The organism is Streptomyces sp. NPDC006687 (genome assembly GCF_040636215.1).
Classification (GTDB): Bacteria; Actinomycetota; Actinomycetes; order Streptomycetales; family Streptomycetaceae; genus Streptomyces.
The window spans coordinates 344,757-358,747 of the sequence record NZ_JBEYJJ010000003.1; the positions used below are offsets into that span (position 1 = coordinate 344,757).

The window sequence follows — 13,991 nt, forward strand, 5'->3', positions numbered from 1 at the left end:
GCAGTGCCGCTTGCCTGCGCCGCGTCACCGCCGCGCGAGCGGGCGAGGACCAGGGCCACGACCGCGTCCCCGGCCTGCCGGGCCATCGCCCGGCGCGGTCCGCCGAGCCGGGGCGGCCGCAGCCCCAGCAGGGGGATCAGGCGCGGTGCCGTGCCGGAGACCCCGCTGCGGTCGGCCTCGGTGTCGTCGGCGGTGTCCAGTCGGCGGAGTTCCCGCGCGGTGGGGTCACGGTCCGGCGGATCGGCTCGGGCGTGTGGTCGCGGGCGCGGCCCGAGGTGCGGTGGCGGGCGGGGTGGGGAGGGCGGCGGCGAGGTGGGTGAGCAGGGCCGTCTGGTGGCGGATCAGGCGGAGGAGCTCGTACGGGGTCTCCACCGTCGGAGTCCCGCCGGAGGGGGAGACCGGGGTCGTCGGGGCCGGGGCGGGGGGCTCGGTGTCCGCCCAGTACGGGGGACCGTCCAGGCGCGCCGGGGGCAGGTCCAGCAGGCGGCGGTCCTCGGCGGGGACCAGGCCCCGCGGGTCTGCCGGGGTACCGAGGACCGCGAGCCGGGCCAGGGCCCGGGCGAAGCCACGGCCGTCGTCGCGCACCGCCCCGTCGGCGGCGAGGAGGTGTACGTCGTCGTGGTGGTAGAGGGTGCGGCGGACCGGGGTGAGCAGTGTGCCGCCCCCGCTGACCTGGAGGAACACCCGCGCCCCCTGGGCGTAGGCGGTGCGGACGGCGTCACCGAAGCGGACCGGCGCGGACGCGTGCCGGGCCCACAGCTCACGCAGCCGGGCGGAGTCCGTGTACGGCTCCGCGTCCACCGACGAGATCACCGGGCGTACCGGATCCGCGATCCGCAGGCCGGCCAGGAGCGCGCGCACCTCCCCCTCCGCCGGGGCCATCAGCGGGGAGTGGAAGGCCCCCGACGCCTCCAGCGCCGCCGTGACCACCCCCGCCCGCGTGCAGACGCGCCGCAGGGCGGCGAGCCCTTCGGCGGTGCCGCTGACCACGACCTGCCGCTGCTCGTTGAAGCAGGCGGCCCACACGCCGTCGATGCCCTCGGCCAGTCGCCGGCAGGTCGCCTCGTCCGTCTGCACGGCGAGCATCCCGCCCGGCGGGCCGCTCTCCACGGCCACCCGCAGGGCCGCACCCCGCGCGGCCAGCAGGCGTACGGTGTCCTCCCCGGTCAGCGCCCCGGCCGCGGCGGCCGCCGCGAACTCGCCCACGCCGTGGCCGAGGGCCAGGTCCGGGGTGATGCCGCAGTCGGCGAGGAGACGGGTCGTGGCGATCTGGACGGTCCCCGGCAGCGGCCGGCACGCCTCGGTGGCGGCGAGCCGCCGCCCGGGCTCCGCTTCCCCGTCTCCGGGGTTCCCGGACAGCAGGGCGGCGGTGTCCGGTCCGGCCACCGCCCCCAAGGTGTCGACGGCCGCACGGAATCCGGCGTACCCCTCGTACAGCTCACGCGTCATGCCCGGCCGCGGGCCGCCCTGCCCGGGGTAGAGCAGGGCGATCCGGCGTTGGGCGGCCGGCAGCGGGGCTCCGGCGGCGAAGGCGTCGCCGCCGAGGTCGCCGAGGTCGCCGTCCGCCAGCTGACGGCGGGCCCGGCGCAGCCGCTCGGCGAACTCCTCCGTCGAGGCGGCCACGATCGCGAGCCGGGCCTTCAGCGGTGCCCGCGCGCCCAGCGTGTGGGCCAGCGCCCCGACCGGGGGCCGGTCCGCGGGGTCGAGGGCGTCGAGAGTGTCGAGTACGTCGCCGATGTGTTCGTCCAGCAGCGGGAGGCTCCCCGCCGAGAGCAGCAGGAGCTGCGGCGCCCGTACCGCGGACCCGCCACCGCGTACCGGCGGAGTCCGCCGGGGCCGTTCCTCCGGTACCGCGTGGACGTCGGTCCCACCGGAGCCGAAGGAGCTGACGGCGGCCCGCCGCGGGGCGTGCCCGTCGTTCCCCGCCGTCCACGGCCGGGCGCTGCCGGCGAAGCGGAGTCCGGCGGCGGTGGCGGTGCCGTGGGCCTCCGGGAAGCCCGCCGTGGACGGAGGCAGCCCGGCATCCTCGCAGGCCCGGCGCATGGCGCGCAGCCGGCCCTCGGGGGTGGGGACCAGGGGCGCGGGGGAGGCGCCGCCGTCGTGGGCGCAGCCGGTGCCCTTGATCACGGCGTAGACGCGGTCCCCGGCGGCGAGGGCGTCCGCGAGGGGCCGCAGGACGACCGTCCCGGCGTCCTCGCCGAGGACGAAGCCGTCGGCCTCCTCGTCGAAGGGGCGGCACAACCTGGCGGCGCACAGGGCGCGCAGCCGGGAGGAGCGGACCAGGCTGCCGGGCGTCAGGCTGAGGCGGACGACGGCGATCCGGCAGGTACCCCGCTCCAGCTGGGCGATCGCCCGGTCCAGGGCGACCAGCGAGCCCGAGCAGGCGGCGTCGACGGCGAAACCGGGGCCGCCCAGGCCGCCGCACCGGCTCACCGTTGCGCAGGCCATGTCGCACACGCTTCCGGGCAGGGTGAGGCCCTGGACGGCGGCGGACCGCCGGGACCGCAGGTCCTCGTAGCCGGAGACCGAGAGGCCGAAGAGGACCCCGGTGTGCTCGCCGTGGAAGCCGCGGCTGCCCGGCCCCGCGTCGTCGAGGGCCTCGTGGGTGAGGCCGGGCACCAGCCGGTGCCGCGGGTCCATGGCCCGGGCGCGTGCGGGCGGCACCCCGTAGTGGAGGGCGTCGAAGCGGTCCACCGCGGGGAGGAGGGCGACCTGGCCGGTGTAGGAGGCGTGGGCGGCCGAGCGGTCGTCCGGCTCGTGGAAGACCTCGTGGTTCCAGCGCCCGGCCAGGGCGGAGGAGAACCGGCGCTCTGCGCGCACCAGGAGCTTCCAGGAGGCGCGGGCGTCGGGGGCGCCCGGAAAGCGGCAGTCGAGTCCGGTGATGGCGATGTCGGTCATGACGTCTTCCTTCGGTCTTCCGTGTCGTGGTGACGGGGCGCGGTGGAGTGGAGGTCAGGCGGTGGCCGGCGCCGGAGGGGCGGGCAGCCGGGCCCGGGCCGGGCACGCGCCGGCCGGCCGGGGCGGGGGCGGCGGTGGCGGGCGCGCGGGAGGCGGAAGACCGGGGCGCGCCGGAGCCGGGGGCCAGGGCGTCGGAGCCGGTACGGGCCCGGGCGGCGAGGACCGGGTGGAGGGCGGCGGCCGGGTGTCCGGCCAGGGCCTGGGCCGCGCGGCTGGACTCCGCGTGCGGGTCGGCGTACCCCTGGCTCCCGCACCGAACACCGCTGCGCGGACGACGAGTCGGGGACGGCGGGTCAGGCCGCCCCCCGTACGACGGAACATGATGCCTCCGGTCCGGACGGGTGCTCCCGCACCCGTGGGTGCGGCAGCGGTGGCCTTCCACCGTGCCCGGGGGAGGGCCGGGGCCCCAGCCCCGGCTGTTCGTCACTTGACAGACGCCCGCAGGTACGCGTCCAACTCCGCCGCCCCCGCCAGCAGGGCCCGCCCACGGACCGTCAGCCGGGCGCGCCAGTCGCCCAGCGCGGCCTCCAGCGGCTCCAGTCCGCCCGCCGCCCGTACCTGCTCCAGCAGCGGGGCGATCCGTTCCATCGGGTAGCCGCCCCGCCGCAGCTGGTGCGCGAGCCGGGCGTCCCGTACGGCGGCCGCGTCGTAGACCCGGTAGCCGGTCAGCGGGTCGCGGTGCGGGCGCAGCAGTCCGGCGGCCTCCCAGGTGCGCAGCGTCGCGGGCCGGACCCCCAGCTCCCGGGCCAGCGGCCCGATGAACCGCCCGCCGCCGGCACCCTCCTCGGGCGACGGCGCCTCCCGGGCGGGGGCCAGGTCGCGCAGGGCCCGTTCCACGGCTTCGAGGGTCCGCCGGTCCTCCAGCAGCTGGGCGTGGCTCTGGTCGATCAGACGCAGCGCCTCGTCGGTGGCGTCCCGGTTCACCGCCCGCATCACGGCCGTCGCCGTCGCATGGCCGTGCCCGGGCACCAGCGCCAGGAACGCCGCCAGAGCCAGGGCGTGGCGCGGGGTGTAGGCGCGGTAGCCGTGCGGACTGCGGTCGGCGGCGGGCAGGATGCCGGCCTCCTCGTAGTTCCGAACGGCCTGGGTGGACAGCCCGTGCGCCCGGGCCAGATCGACCGGCCTGAGCTTCCTGCCCATTTGAAGGTTTTCTCCCACGCAGCCCACAGTAGCGGGGCCCGGAAGCGCAAAAGCCTCCACCGAATCTTCAACGATAGCGTTGAAGCCATGACAAACGGCATCAAGGACACCCTCCACGCGGTCGAGGCCGCCGCCCTCATGGAACTGCTCGGCACCCGGCCCCGGATCCTCGCCCTGGGCGAGCCCACCCACGGCGAGGACTCCCTGCTCGACCTGCGCAACACGCTCTTCCGGCAGCTCGTGGAGGAGGAGGGCTACCGGACGGTCGCGATCGAGAGCGACTGCCTGAAGGGCCTGGCCGTGGACGACCACCTCCTCTCCGGCACGGGCACCCTCGACGAGGTCATGGAACGCGGATTCAGCCACGGGTTCGGGGCGTCCGCCGCTAACCGCGCCCTCGTACGCTGGATGCGGCAGTACAACGAAGGCCGCCCGCCCGCCGACCGGCTCCGCTTCGCCGGCTTCGACGGCCCCCTGGAGATCACCGGGGCCGCCGGCCCCCGGCAGGCCCTCACCGCCCTCCACGGCTACCTCGCCGCGTCGGTGGACCCGTCGCTGCTGCCCTGCACGGGCGACGCGCTCGACCGCCTCCTGGGCCCCGACGAGCCGTGGACCGACGAGGGCGTGATGTGGGACCCGGCGCTCTCCGTCGGACGGTCGGAGGAGGCCCGGGAGCTGCGGCTCCTCGCCGACGACCTGGCGGAACTGCTCGCCGAGCAGACCCCGCAGCTGATCACGGCGACCTCCCGGGAGGCGTGGGACCGGGCCCGCCTGTACGCCCGCACCGCGACCGGCCTGCTGCGCTACCACCACTGGATGGCCGACGGGTCCCCGGCCCGGATGACCCGGCTGGTGGGGGTGCGCGACCGGATGATGGCCGACAACCTCCTCGCTCTCGCGGAGCGCGGCCCCGTCCTGGTCTTCGCGCACAACGCCCACCTCCAGCGGGAGCGGAGCTCGATGCGCATGGGCGGGGCGCCGCTGGAGTGGTGGAGTGCCGGTGCGCTGGTGAGCGCCCGTCTCGGCGGGGACTACGCCTTCGTGGCCACGGCCCTCGGCACCATCCGGCACCGAGGGGTGGACGTTCCGCCGCCGGACAGCGTCGAGGGGCTCCTGTACGCCCTGCGGGAGGACCGCTTCCTTGCCGACCCCCGCCGGATGGCGGCCGCCCTCGGCGATACGCCGCCCGCGCCGCGCGTCTCCCCCTGGTTCGGCTACGGCCCGCTCGACCCGGCGCACCTGGCCGCGAGCGACGGGCTGCTCTTCGTCAGAGACCTCCCGCCGGAGCCGGTGCCCCTGCGGGAGGTCTGACGGCCGGGTCACCCCCCGGACTGCTGGTTCTGGTTGTTGTTCTGGTTGTTCTGGTTCTCGTTGTTCTGGTTCTGCTGGTTCTGCTGGTTCTCGTTCTGGTTCTGGTTCTGGTTCTGGTTCTGCTGGTTCTGGTCGTGGTCGGGGGGTTCGGTGGGCTGCTCGGTCTGGGGCGGCTGGGTGGGTGGGGCCTTGGTGGGCGGGGCCTGCGTGGGCGGCGGCGGAACGGCCGGCGGCACCTTGGTCGGGGGCTGGGGGGCCGTCCGCTGGCTGGTCGGGGTCTCGCTCGGGACCGTGGGCACCACGGGCGGGACCGGGGGCTTCGCCGGGGTGGTCGGGGGAGTGGTGGGGGTGGGGACGAGGGCCGGGTTGTCCTTCGGCGGCGAGGGGGGCTTCGTCGGTTCGGTGGACGGGGGCTTCTCGCCCGGGGTCGGCTTCGTCGGTTCGGTGGACGGGGGCTTCTCGCCCGGGGTCGGCTTCGTCGGTTCGGTCGACGGGGGCTTCACGCCGGGGGTCGGCTTCGTCGGTTCGGTCGAGGGCGGCTTCTCGCCCGGGGTCGGCTTCGTCGGTTCGGTCGACGGGGGCTTCTCGCCCGGGGTCGGCTTCGTCGGTTCGGTCGACGGGGGCTTCTCGCCCGGGGTCGGCTTCGTCGGTTCGGTGGACGGGGGCTTCTCGCCCGGGGTCCGCGTCCCGGGCGGCTGTGTCCCGGGCGGCTGTGTCCCGGGCGTGTTCGACCACGGGGGCCGCGTCGTCGGCGGGGGCGGCGGCGGGGTCGTCGGCCAGTGCCGGGGCGGCGGCGGGGCCGGGCGGTCGTGGCGGACCTGGTCACCCGTGTACCGGTGGACCCACTGCTTGTCCTTGTGGTCGTAGAGGACGAAGACGTGGACCGGCTTGGGCGCGCGGTTGACGACCACGACGTTCTGCGGCTGGTACCCGGGCCAGCCGGCCCCCTTCTGCCGCGGTGTCCCCTGCTGCGGAACCACCCGGCTCAGCGGGTTGCCGCAGGCGCAGCGCACCTTGGGCTCCCCGTACTTGTCCACCAGTACCGCCGTGCCCGCCTGGAGCACGGACTGGTAGCTGGTGGCGGCGCCGTCGCGGTAGCCGTGGTTGGTGACGCGGGTGTCCGAACGCAGCTGTACCGGGGTCAGCGACCGCAGGTAGCCCGGGACGGCCGACTCCTGGACCCCCACGACCGAGGCGAAGGCCCGGTTCCTGGCGCGGTCGGCCGACAGGTAGCGGATCTGCTTCTCCACATCGCAGCTGGCGGTGTTGCGGGTGCCGCCGTAGAGGCCCGGCTCCGACCCCGTCACGCTGGAGAGGGCCTCCTTCGAAGGGGGAGCCGTACCGGGCGCGGCCGCCGGGAGGGACGAGGTGGTGTTCGCCGTCGAAGGGGTGTAGGGGTCCAGTCCCGTGTCGTCCGTCGGCTGGAGGATGACCTCGCCCGCTGAGGCCGTCTGGCCGCCCGGGCGGCCGAGGACGACGGCCAGGACCACGGCGATGACGACGGCGGCGGTGATCGCCGCGATCCGCGGCACTGACCGCCACCAGGGGCGGTGCCCGCCCCCGCCGGGCGGTGTCTTCCCCCCTCCGGGACCGGGGCCGCCGGGGCCGGACGGCGGGCCGCCGCCGCCCGGTGGCGGGGGCGACGGCGGGGGACCCGCCTGGTCACCGGTCGGGCGGCCCGACAGGGGGCCGGACGGTGGGCCGGTGGGACGCTCTGACAGTGGTTCGGAACTCACATTCCCCTCCCACCGGTCGGGCCAGGAAGGCGAAACCCGGATCCTGTTGGGGTTTATGCAATTGCATCCAGATTTCACGCTGTTAGCGCCCATTGTCAGCCCAACCCCCCAGGGCTCCGCAAGCCGAACGGCCTACACCCAGGAGGCGGCCCGGGAAACACCGCTGCCCCCGGTCGCGGGACCGGGGGCAGCGGCGGGGTGGTGCGGGGATCAGTGGGCCGCGGCGGGGACGGGGGTCTTCCCGGGGGCCGGGGTCGTGGTCTGGACGACGCGGGGGCCGTGGCCGGAGCGCAGGCCCAGCCAGCTGATCAGGGCGACCAGCGCGAAGGCGGCGGCCCCGATCCAGAAGGTGAGGGTGAATCCCGATTCGGCCGGCAGGGGCGGCACGCCCGCGGGGAGGTGCTCGATCGTCTGCGAGGCCAGGATCGTGGTGACGATGGCGCTGCCGATCGCGCTGCCGGTGGAGCGGGAGATCGAGTTGATGCCGTTGGCGATGCCGCTCTGGTGGTGCGGGACGCTGGACATGATCACGGCGGGCATGGCCGCGTAGCCGAAGCTGACAGCCGCGCCGACGACGACGCCCGCGCCGATGACCGAGGCGGTGTGACCGTGGTCCAGAGCCAGCCAGCCGAAGCCGACGGCGCCCAGCGCGGCGGCGACTGCCAGGGCCAGGCGCGGTCCGCGGTGGCGCACCAGCTGGCCGCCGACGGGGGAGGCGAGCAGGGAGACGATGGCTCCGGGCAGCAGGAACTGCACCGAGGCGCGCAGGATGGAGGCGTCGAAGCCGTAGCCGGTGAGCTTCTGCGGCATCTGGACGAGGTAGGAGACGCCGAGGAAGTTGGCGAACATGCCGAACCCGACGAGGATGCCGGCCAGGTTGGCCATCAGCACCGGGCGGTGCACGAACATCTTCATGTCCACGAGCGGTTCGGCGACCTTGCGCTCGACCAGCACCCACACGGCCGTCATGACGGCGGCGCCGGCGAAGCTGCCCAGGGTGCGGGCGGAGGCCCAGCCCCACTCGTGGCCCTGCGAGATGGGCAGCAGGAGCAGCAGCAGGGCGATGCCCAGGGTCAGCGCGCCGAGGAAGTCGGTACGGCCGCCGGTCTTGTGCCGGGTCGCCGGGACCAGGAAGGCGACGGCGAGCAGGGCCAGGGTGGCGAAGCCCGTGGCCATCCAGAAGGCGTTGCGGTAGTCGGCGCCCTCACCGGAGGTCAGCAGACCGGTGGCGACCAGCGCCAGCCCGCTGCCGAACGCGAGGGTGCCGCTGACGAGCGCCATCGCGCCGGGGAGCTTCTGCGGGCGGACCTCCTCGCGCAGGACGGAGAGGGCCAGTGGGAAGATCGCCGTGGCGGAGCCCTGGAGCACCCGGCCCAGGATCAGCAGCGGCAGCGAGCTCGCGAGCGCCGCGACCACGGATCCCACGACCATGACGCCGAGGACGGCCACCAGGGTGGGCTTCTTGCCGTGCTGGTCGCCGAAGCGGCCGAGCAGCGGGGTGAAGACCGCGGCGGAGAGCAGGGTGGCGGTGGTCACCCAGCTGACGTTGGCGGTGGAGGTGCCCAGGTCGTTGCGGATCAGGCCGAGGATCGGGACGGGCAGGGTCTGCATCATCGACACGACCATGGCGGCGAGGCTCAGGGCGAAGACGATGACCGTCTCGTTCCCTTTCCTGCCTTCTGCGGGGGCGGATGCGGCGGAGCTCATGGCTGCGGGGACCTTCTCAGTGCTTCGTTGCTTCGGAGTCCTGCGTCGCGGTGTTTGAGGACGCAGATGTTTCATGTCATCAAGTACTTCCCCGAAGGTAGCCAGAGATACTTAAGGTGGTCAAGTAAAAGGTTGATAATGTCAACGATCCTCCAGTAAGGTCCGAGCCATGAGCACCACCGCCGCGCCCCGCCCCGCCAAGCTCCAGCTGCTGGAGCTGCTGGCCGCCATCGGCACCGCCCAGTGGCGGGACTTCGCCGCCGCGGCCGCCCGGTACGGGCTGACCTCCACCCAGGCCAAGGTCCTCGCCCAGCTGGAGGGCCCGGTGCCCATGCGCGGCCTGGCCTCCCTGCTGGCCTGCGACGCCTCGAACGTCACCGGGATCGTGGACCGGCTGGAGGCGCGCGGGCTGGTCCGGCGCGAGCCCGAGCCGCGGGACCGCCGGGTGAAGAACGTCGTGGCGACGGAGGCGGGCCGCGAGACCATACGGCGGGTGCGCGAGGAGATGCAGGCCACGCACGGGGCGCTCGACGCGCTGGACGAGGCGGAGGGTGCGACCCTCTACGCCCTGCTGGAACGCCTCCGCCCGGCCATGGAGCGACGGCCGGAGGCGTGAGCGCGCGGCCGGGCCCGCCGCCGGAGGCGTGAGCCGGCCGGCCTGCCCGGCTGTCCGGCCCGGGTGCGGCGTGCGGCTTCCGTCAGTCCTGGTCGACGGAGTCCACGGCCGCGTCCAGGGCGGCCGTCAGGCGGCCCAGGCGTTCCTGGAGCTCGCGGATCTCGGTCAGCTCGAACCCGGTGGCCCGGGCGATCCGGCGCGGCACCTCCACCGCCCGCTCCCGCAGGGCGGCGCCTTCCGGCGTGAGCACCGCGTGCACCGACCGCTCGTCCTGCGTGCTGCGCTCGCGGCGCACCAGCCCGGCCGCCTCCAGGCGCTTGAGCAGCGGGGAGAGGGTGCCCGAGTCGAGCCGCAGGTGCCGGCCGAGCTGCTTGACCGGCATCGTCCCGTGCTCCCAGAGCACCAGCATCACGAGGTACTGGGGATACGTCAGCTCCAGGTCCCTGAGGATGACCCGGTAGAGGCCGCCGAAGGCGCGGTTCGCGGCGCCCAGGGCGAAGCAGATCTGTCCGTCGAGGCGCAGGAAGTCCTCGTCGCGGAGGGTGTCGCCGGGCTGCTCGGTCATGGGGCCAGTCTACCCGGGCAGAGTTGTCGGCGATTGAGTTGTGCACAACTTAATTGTGTGCTCTATTTATGTCGAGGGCCGGCCCACCGGCCGCCCCGCCCCGCTGAAAGGACCTCCCGATGGACGCGCTGTACACCGCTGTCGCCACCGCCAACGGCCGTGAGGGCCGCGCCGTCAGCTCCGACGGCCAGATCGACCTCGCGCTCGCCATGCCCCCGGCGCTCGGCGGCAACGGTCAGGGCACCAACCCCGAGCAGCTCTTCGCCGCCGGCTACGCCGCCTGCTTCGCCAGCGCCCTGGGCCTGGTCGGCCGCCAGGCCAAGGTGGACACCGGCGACATCTCCGTCACCGCCGAGACCTCCATCGGCCAGGACGCGACCGGCTTCGGCCTCGCCGTGACCCTGCGCATCGAGCTGCCCGAGTCCCTGGAGGGGGAGACCGGCGCGCTGCTCGTCAAGCAGGCGCACGAGGTGTGCCCGTACTCCAAGGCCACCCGCGGCAACATCCCCGTCGAGCTCGTCATCGAGTAGCCGCCCCCGCCCTGCCGCTCAGGCGGTGCGCCGCGCGGCCACCACCGCGCAGGCCACCGCCAGCGGCAGCTCCGCCACAGCCGCCAGCAGCAGCGCCTGCCCCTGGCCGCCGGTTCCGAGCGAGGTGGTGACGTCGAACCAGGCGTCCGTCGCCAGCAGCGCCGCCGTGGCCGCCGCCACCGGGGCGACGCGCGGATCCCCCCTGCGCAGCAGCAGCCCCGTGCCGGTCAGCCCGACGGCGAGCATCGCGTCGAAGCCCGTCCAGGCGGCCGACCAGTGCGACACCTCGGCCGTCTGCGGCATGGTCAGGGCCAGCACCGCCATCCACGGCAGCAGAGCCATCCCGCACCCGGCGAACACGGCCGCCGCGAGGCGCGTGCCACCGCCCTGCGTGCGCAGGGCGGCCGGGCGGCTGCTGCGGGCCTGGAACTGCGGGGCGGCGAGGGCCATGGCGGCGGGTCTCCTTCCGGCCCGCCGGCCGGTCCGCCGGGCACATCCCCACTCTGTCCGCCCGCCCGGCCGCGATCAGTAGCCCCACCGTCCGAACCGGGGGTGGCACCAGGTACACCCCGCACCGGGTACCAGGGGGGTGGCGGCCACCCTGACCTGTGCGATTACCGTACGGCTATGGCAACTCGGGGCGCGCTGAAGCGTCCGTACACCTGGATCCGGGGGCACACCCCGTGGTCGGCCTGGGCCTGGCGCAACACGGCGTTCGCCGTCGCCGCCCTCCCGCCCGCGCTGCCGCTGGCCACCGCGTTCCTCCTGCTGACCGCCGGCCCCACGCGCAGCGGCTACCCGTTCCTGCTCGTCCTGCTGCTCGGCCCCCTGCTGACGGTGCTTCAGCGCAGCCGCTTCCGGGCCCTCCTCGGCCTCGACGTCCCGCCCGTCCCGCACGCCCACCCCTGGCGCTCCGTACGCGGGCTGGCCGAGCGGCTGCGCTCCGAGGCGACCCGCCGCCAGTACGCCTACCACCTGGCCGTCAGCCCGCTCGCCGCCCTCGGGGCCGTCGTGCTCGTGCTCACCTGGGCCGGCGGCCTCGCCGCCGCCACCGTCTACGGCTGGCTCTGGCTGCTCCCCGGCGACGGCGGGCCCGGCGACATCGGACTCCCCGGCGACGTCGGACTCCCTGGCGACGGCGGGCTCGGTGACGTCGGACTCCCCGGCTTCGGCTGGACCCGCCAGGCCGACCTCCTCACCGTCGTCGGCGCCCTCATGCTGCTCGTCGCTCCCTGGATCGCCGCGGCCCTGACCCGGCTCGACTCGCTCGCAGCCGCCTCCCTTCTCGGCCCCAACCGGGCCCGCGAGCTCCAGCGGCGCGTCGAAGACCTCGCCGAGAGCCGCGCCGGGGTGCTGGACGCCGCCGACATCGAACGCCGCCGCATCGAACGCGACCTGCACGACGGCGCGCAGCAGCGCCTGGTCTCCCTCGCCATGAACCTCGGCATCGCCCGCGCCACCCTCACCGGCCTCCCACCCGAGGCCAGGGCCGTCATCGACGAGGCCCACCGCGAGGCGAAGGAGGCCATCGAGGAACTCAGCAGCCTGGTACGGGGACTGCACCCGGCCGTCCTGGAGGACCGCGGCCTCGACGCCGCGCTCTCCGGGATCGCCGCCCGCGCCCCGCTGCCCGTCGAACTCACCGTGGACCTCGCCGAACGGCCCGGCCCCACCGTCGAGGCCGTCGCCTACTTCGTCGTCTCCGAGGCCCTGGCCAACGTGGCCAAACACGCCCGCGCCCAGCGCTGTTCGGTCCACGTCGCCCGTGTCCCCGGCGGACGCCGGGGCGAGTCGCTGCGCGTCGTCGTCACCGACGACGGCGTGGGCGGCGCCGACCCGGCCGGCGGCACCGGACTGACCGGCCTGCGCAAACGCGTAGGGTCGGTCGACGGAACCATCCTGATCAACAGCCCCCGAGGGGGCCCGACCGTCGTCACCGTGGAGCTGCCGTGCGGGCTGTGATCGCGGAGGACTCCGTCCTCCTGCGCATAGGTCTTGTCAAAGTCCTGGAAATGGCCGGATTCGAGGTGGCCGCCGAGACCGGCGACGCCGAGGGGCTCCTCGCCGCCGTCGAGGAGCACCGGCCCGACCTGGCCCTCGTCGACGTCCGGATGCCCCCCGGATTCACCGACGAGGGCGTCCGGGCCGCACTGATGATCCGCAGTCAGAGCCCCGGCACCGCCGTGCTGCTGCTCTCCCAGTACGTGGAGGAGCGTTACGCCGCCGACCTGCTGTCCTCCCAGAACGGCGCGGGCATCGGCTACCTGCTCAAGCAGCGCGTCGCCGATGTGGAGGAGTTCATCGACGCCCTGCGCCGCGTGGCCTCCGGTGGCACCGCCCTCGACCCGCAGGTCGTCGCGCAGCTGCTGCTGCGCCGCGGCGGACCGGACCCGCTGGAGCGCCTCACCCCGCGTGAGCGCGAGGTCCTCGCGCTGATGGCGGAGGGCCGCTCCAACGCGGGGATCGCGGAGGGACTCGTGGTGAGCGAGAGCGCGGTGGCCAAGCACATCAACAACATCTTCACCAAGCTCGACCTGCCCCCGGCCGCCGAGGCCCACCGGCGCGTCCTGGCCGTCCTGAGGTTCCTGGACGGCGCCTCGTGAGCAGTCCGGGCACCCCGGCCGCGCCGTCGGGCCCGCGCGGCGAGCGCCTCGCCTGGTACACGGCGGCCGCGCTGAGCGCCGTCCTCGTGGTGACGGCGGCCGGCTGGCAGGTACGGGGCAACGTCGGCGCGCGCACCGCCACCGTGACCCGCGACAGCGGCGGGCGGACCGTGACCGCCCTGGAGGTCGCCGGCGGCGAGGCGGAGGTGGTGATCACCCCGCGCGGGGACCGGACGGTCGGCTACCGGGCCGACCTGAGCTGGTCCTTCAGGAAGCCGGACGTCGAGGAGAGCTGGCTCGGCGACACCCTGAAGCTGACCCCCCACTGCCCCGGTGAGGACCTGGGGATGAGCACCGGCATCGCCTGCTCGGTCCGGCTCGCGGTGACCGTGCCCGCCGGGATGCCGGTCAGGGTCTCCGGCGGCTCCGGCCGCGTCACCGTCAGCGGGCTCGCCGGCACCGTCGACGCCGACATGGGATCGGGCCGCCTCGTCCTGGCCGATCTGCGCGGGCCCCTGCGGGCCCGTGTCGGCTCGGGCACCCTGGACGCCACGGGCCTCACCGGCCCCCAGGCCGATGTCCGCGCCGGCGCCGGCCACGCGAAGGTCGCCTTCGCGGCCCCGCCGGACCGGGTCACGGCCGCCGTGGGCTCCGGCCGCCTGGAGGTGACCGTCCCCGCCGCCACCCGCTACCGCGTCACCTGCCGGGCGGGAGCCGGCCGCTGCGAGGCCGACGACGCCCTGCGCGACCCCGCCGCCACCCGCACCCTGGACCTGGAAGCGGACGCCGGCCACGCCACCGCGGGCTACGGGAGGCCCTGAGCGC

12 protein-coding genes are annotated in these 13,991 nt (G+C 75.2%); 6 read left to right on the plus strand and 6 right to left on the minus strand.

Annotated elements, in window-relative coordinates; genetic code table 11:
• Window positions 1-225: 225 nt before the first annotated feature.
• A complete protein-coding gene (locus tag ABZ716_RS06015) occupies window positions 226-2,898 on the minus strand; it encodes a type I polyketide synthase (protein WP_358956904.1) in 2,673 nt (890 codons plus the stop codon).
• A gap of 483 nt (window positions 2,899-3,381) precedes the next feature.
• The gene (locus ABZ716_RS06020; protein ID WP_358956906.1) at window positions 3,382-4,116 is read right to left on the minus strand and encodes a TioE family transcriptional regulator; all 735 of its coding nucleotides are present in this window, start codon (window positions 4,114-4,116) and stop codon (window positions 3,382-3,384) included.
• Window positions 4,117-4,185: 69 nt separating this feature from the next.
• Between ABZ716_RS06020 and ABZ716_RS06025 the strand changes: the two genes are divergently transcribed.
• The gene (locus ABZ716_RS06025; protein ID WP_358956908.1) at window positions 4,186-5,409 is read left to right on the plus strand and encodes an erythromycin esterase family protein; all 1,224 of its coding nucleotides are present in this window, start codon (window positions 4,186-4,188) and stop codon (window positions 5,407-5,409) included.
• Between the two features lie 8 nt (window positions 5,410-5,417).
• On the opposite strand, the gene ABZ716_RS06030 is transcribed toward ABZ716_RS06025, so the two are convergent.
• Window positions 5,418-6,941, minus strand: a complete 1,524-nt coding sequence (locus ABZ716_RS06030; RefSeq protein WP_358956910.1) for a DUF6777 domain-containing protein — start codon at window positions 6,939-6,941, stop codon at window positions 5,418-5,420.
• 414 nt (window positions 6,942-7,355) lie between these two features.
• Window positions 7,356-8,852 (minus strand): MFS transporter, encoded by a 1,497-nt coding sequence (locus ABZ716_RS06035; RefSeq protein WP_358956912.1) that lies wholly within the window; start codon window positions 8,850-8,852, stop codon window positions 7,356-7,358.
• A 169-nt stretch (window positions 8,853-9,021) separates the two neighbouring features.
• On the opposite strand from ABZ716_RS06035, the gene ABZ716_RS06040 reads away from it, so the two are divergent.
• On the plus strand, window positions 9,022-9,468 hold the full coding sequence (locus ABZ716_RS06040) for a MarR family transcriptional regulator (RefSeq protein ID WP_355966332.1): 447 nt from the start codon (window positions 9,022-9,024) through the stop codon (window positions 9,466-9,468).
• Between the two features lie 82 nt (window positions 9,469-9,550).
• On the opposite strand, the gene ABZ716_RS06045 is transcribed toward ABZ716_RS06040, so the two are convergent.
• Window positions 9,551-10,033 (minus strand): MarR family transcriptional regulator, encoded by a 483-nt coding sequence (locus ABZ716_RS06045; protein ID WP_358956915.1) that lies wholly within the window; start codon window positions 10,031-10,033, stop codon window positions 9,551-9,553.
• Between the two features lie 119 nt (window positions 10,034-10,152).
• Between ABZ716_RS06045 and ABZ716_RS06050 the strand changes: the two genes are divergently transcribed.
• Entirely contained in the window at window positions 10,153-10,563 is a 411-nt protein-coding gene (locus tag ABZ716_RS06050; RefSeq protein WP_045951177.1) for an organic hydroperoxide resistance protein, read from the plus strand.
• An 18-nt stretch (window positions 10,564-10,581) separates the two neighbouring features.
• On the opposite strand, the gene ABZ716_RS06055 is transcribed toward ABZ716_RS06050, so the two are convergent.
• Complete coding sequence (locus ABZ716_RS06055; protein WP_358956917.1) at window positions 10,582-11,013, minus strand: hypothetical protein; 432 nt, start codon at window positions 11,011-11,013, stop codon at window positions 10,582-10,584.
• Window positions 11,014-11,190: 177 nt separating this feature from the next.
• Between ABZ716_RS06055 and ABZ716_RS06060 the strand changes: the two genes are divergently transcribed.
• From ABZ716_RS06060 to ABZ716_RS06070, 3 genes are read left to right on the plus strand one after another with little or no spacing between them, the layout of a single operon-like run.
• Window positions 11,191-12,525, plus strand: a complete 1,335-nt coding sequence (locus tag ABZ716_RS06060) for a sensor domain-containing protein (protein WP_358956919.1) — start codon at window positions 11,191-11,193, stop codon at window positions 12,523-12,525.
• The gene (locus ABZ716_RS06065; RefSeq protein ID WP_351886123.1) at window positions 12,513-13,166 is read left to right on the plus strand and encodes a response regulator transcription factor; all 654 of its coding nucleotides are present in this window, start codon (window positions 12,513-12,515) and stop codon (window positions 13,164-13,166) included. The genes ABZ716_RS06060 and ABZ716_RS06065 overlap by 13 nt, the downstream gene beginning before the upstream one ends.
• Window positions 13,163-13,987, plus strand: a complete 825-nt coding sequence (locus tag ABZ716_RS06070) for a hypothetical protein (RefSeq protein WP_358956921.1) — start codon at window positions 13,163-13,165, stop codon at window positions 13,985-13,987. Before ABZ716_RS06065 ends, ABZ716_RS06070 begins: the two co-directional genes overlap by 4 nt.
• The last annotated feature ends 4 nt before the right edge of the window (window positions 13,988-13,991 follow it).

Bases quoted from the DNA above. Each gene is read 5' to 3' on its own strand.
- ABZ716_RS06015 (WP_358956904.1), bottom strand. From the start codon at position 2,898: ATGACCGACATCGCCATCACCGGACTCGACTGCCGCTTTCCGGGCGCC.
- ABZ716_RS06025 (WP_358956908.1), top strand. From the start codon at position 4,186: ATGACAAACGGCATCAAGGACACCCTCCACGCGGTCGAGGCCGCCGCC.
- ABZ716_RS06035 (WP_358956912.1), bottom strand. From the start codon at position 8,852: ATGAGCTCCGCCGCATCCGCCCCCGCAGAAGGCAGGAAAGGGAACGAG.
- ABZ716_RS06040 (WP_355966332.1), top strand. From the start codon at position 9,022: ATGAGCACCACCGCCGCGCCCCGCCCCGCCAAGCTCCAGCTGCTGGAG.
- ABZ716_RS06045 (WP_358956915.1), bottom strand. From the start codon at position 10,033: ATGACCGAGCAGCCCGGCGACACCCTCCGCGACGAGGACTTCCTGCGC.
- ABZ716_RS06050 (WP_045951177.1), top strand. From the start codon at position 10,153: ATGGACGCGCTGTACACCGCTGTCGCCACCGCCAACGGCCGTGAGGGC.
- ABZ716_RS06055 (WP_358956917.1), bottom strand. From the start codon at position 11,013: ATGGCCCTCGCCGCCCCGCAGTTCCAGGCCCGCAGCAGCCGCCCGGCC.
- ABZ716_RS06060 (WP_358956919.1), top strand. From the start codon at position 11,191: ATGGCAACTCGGGGCGCGCTGAAGCGTCCGTACACCTGGATCCGGGGG.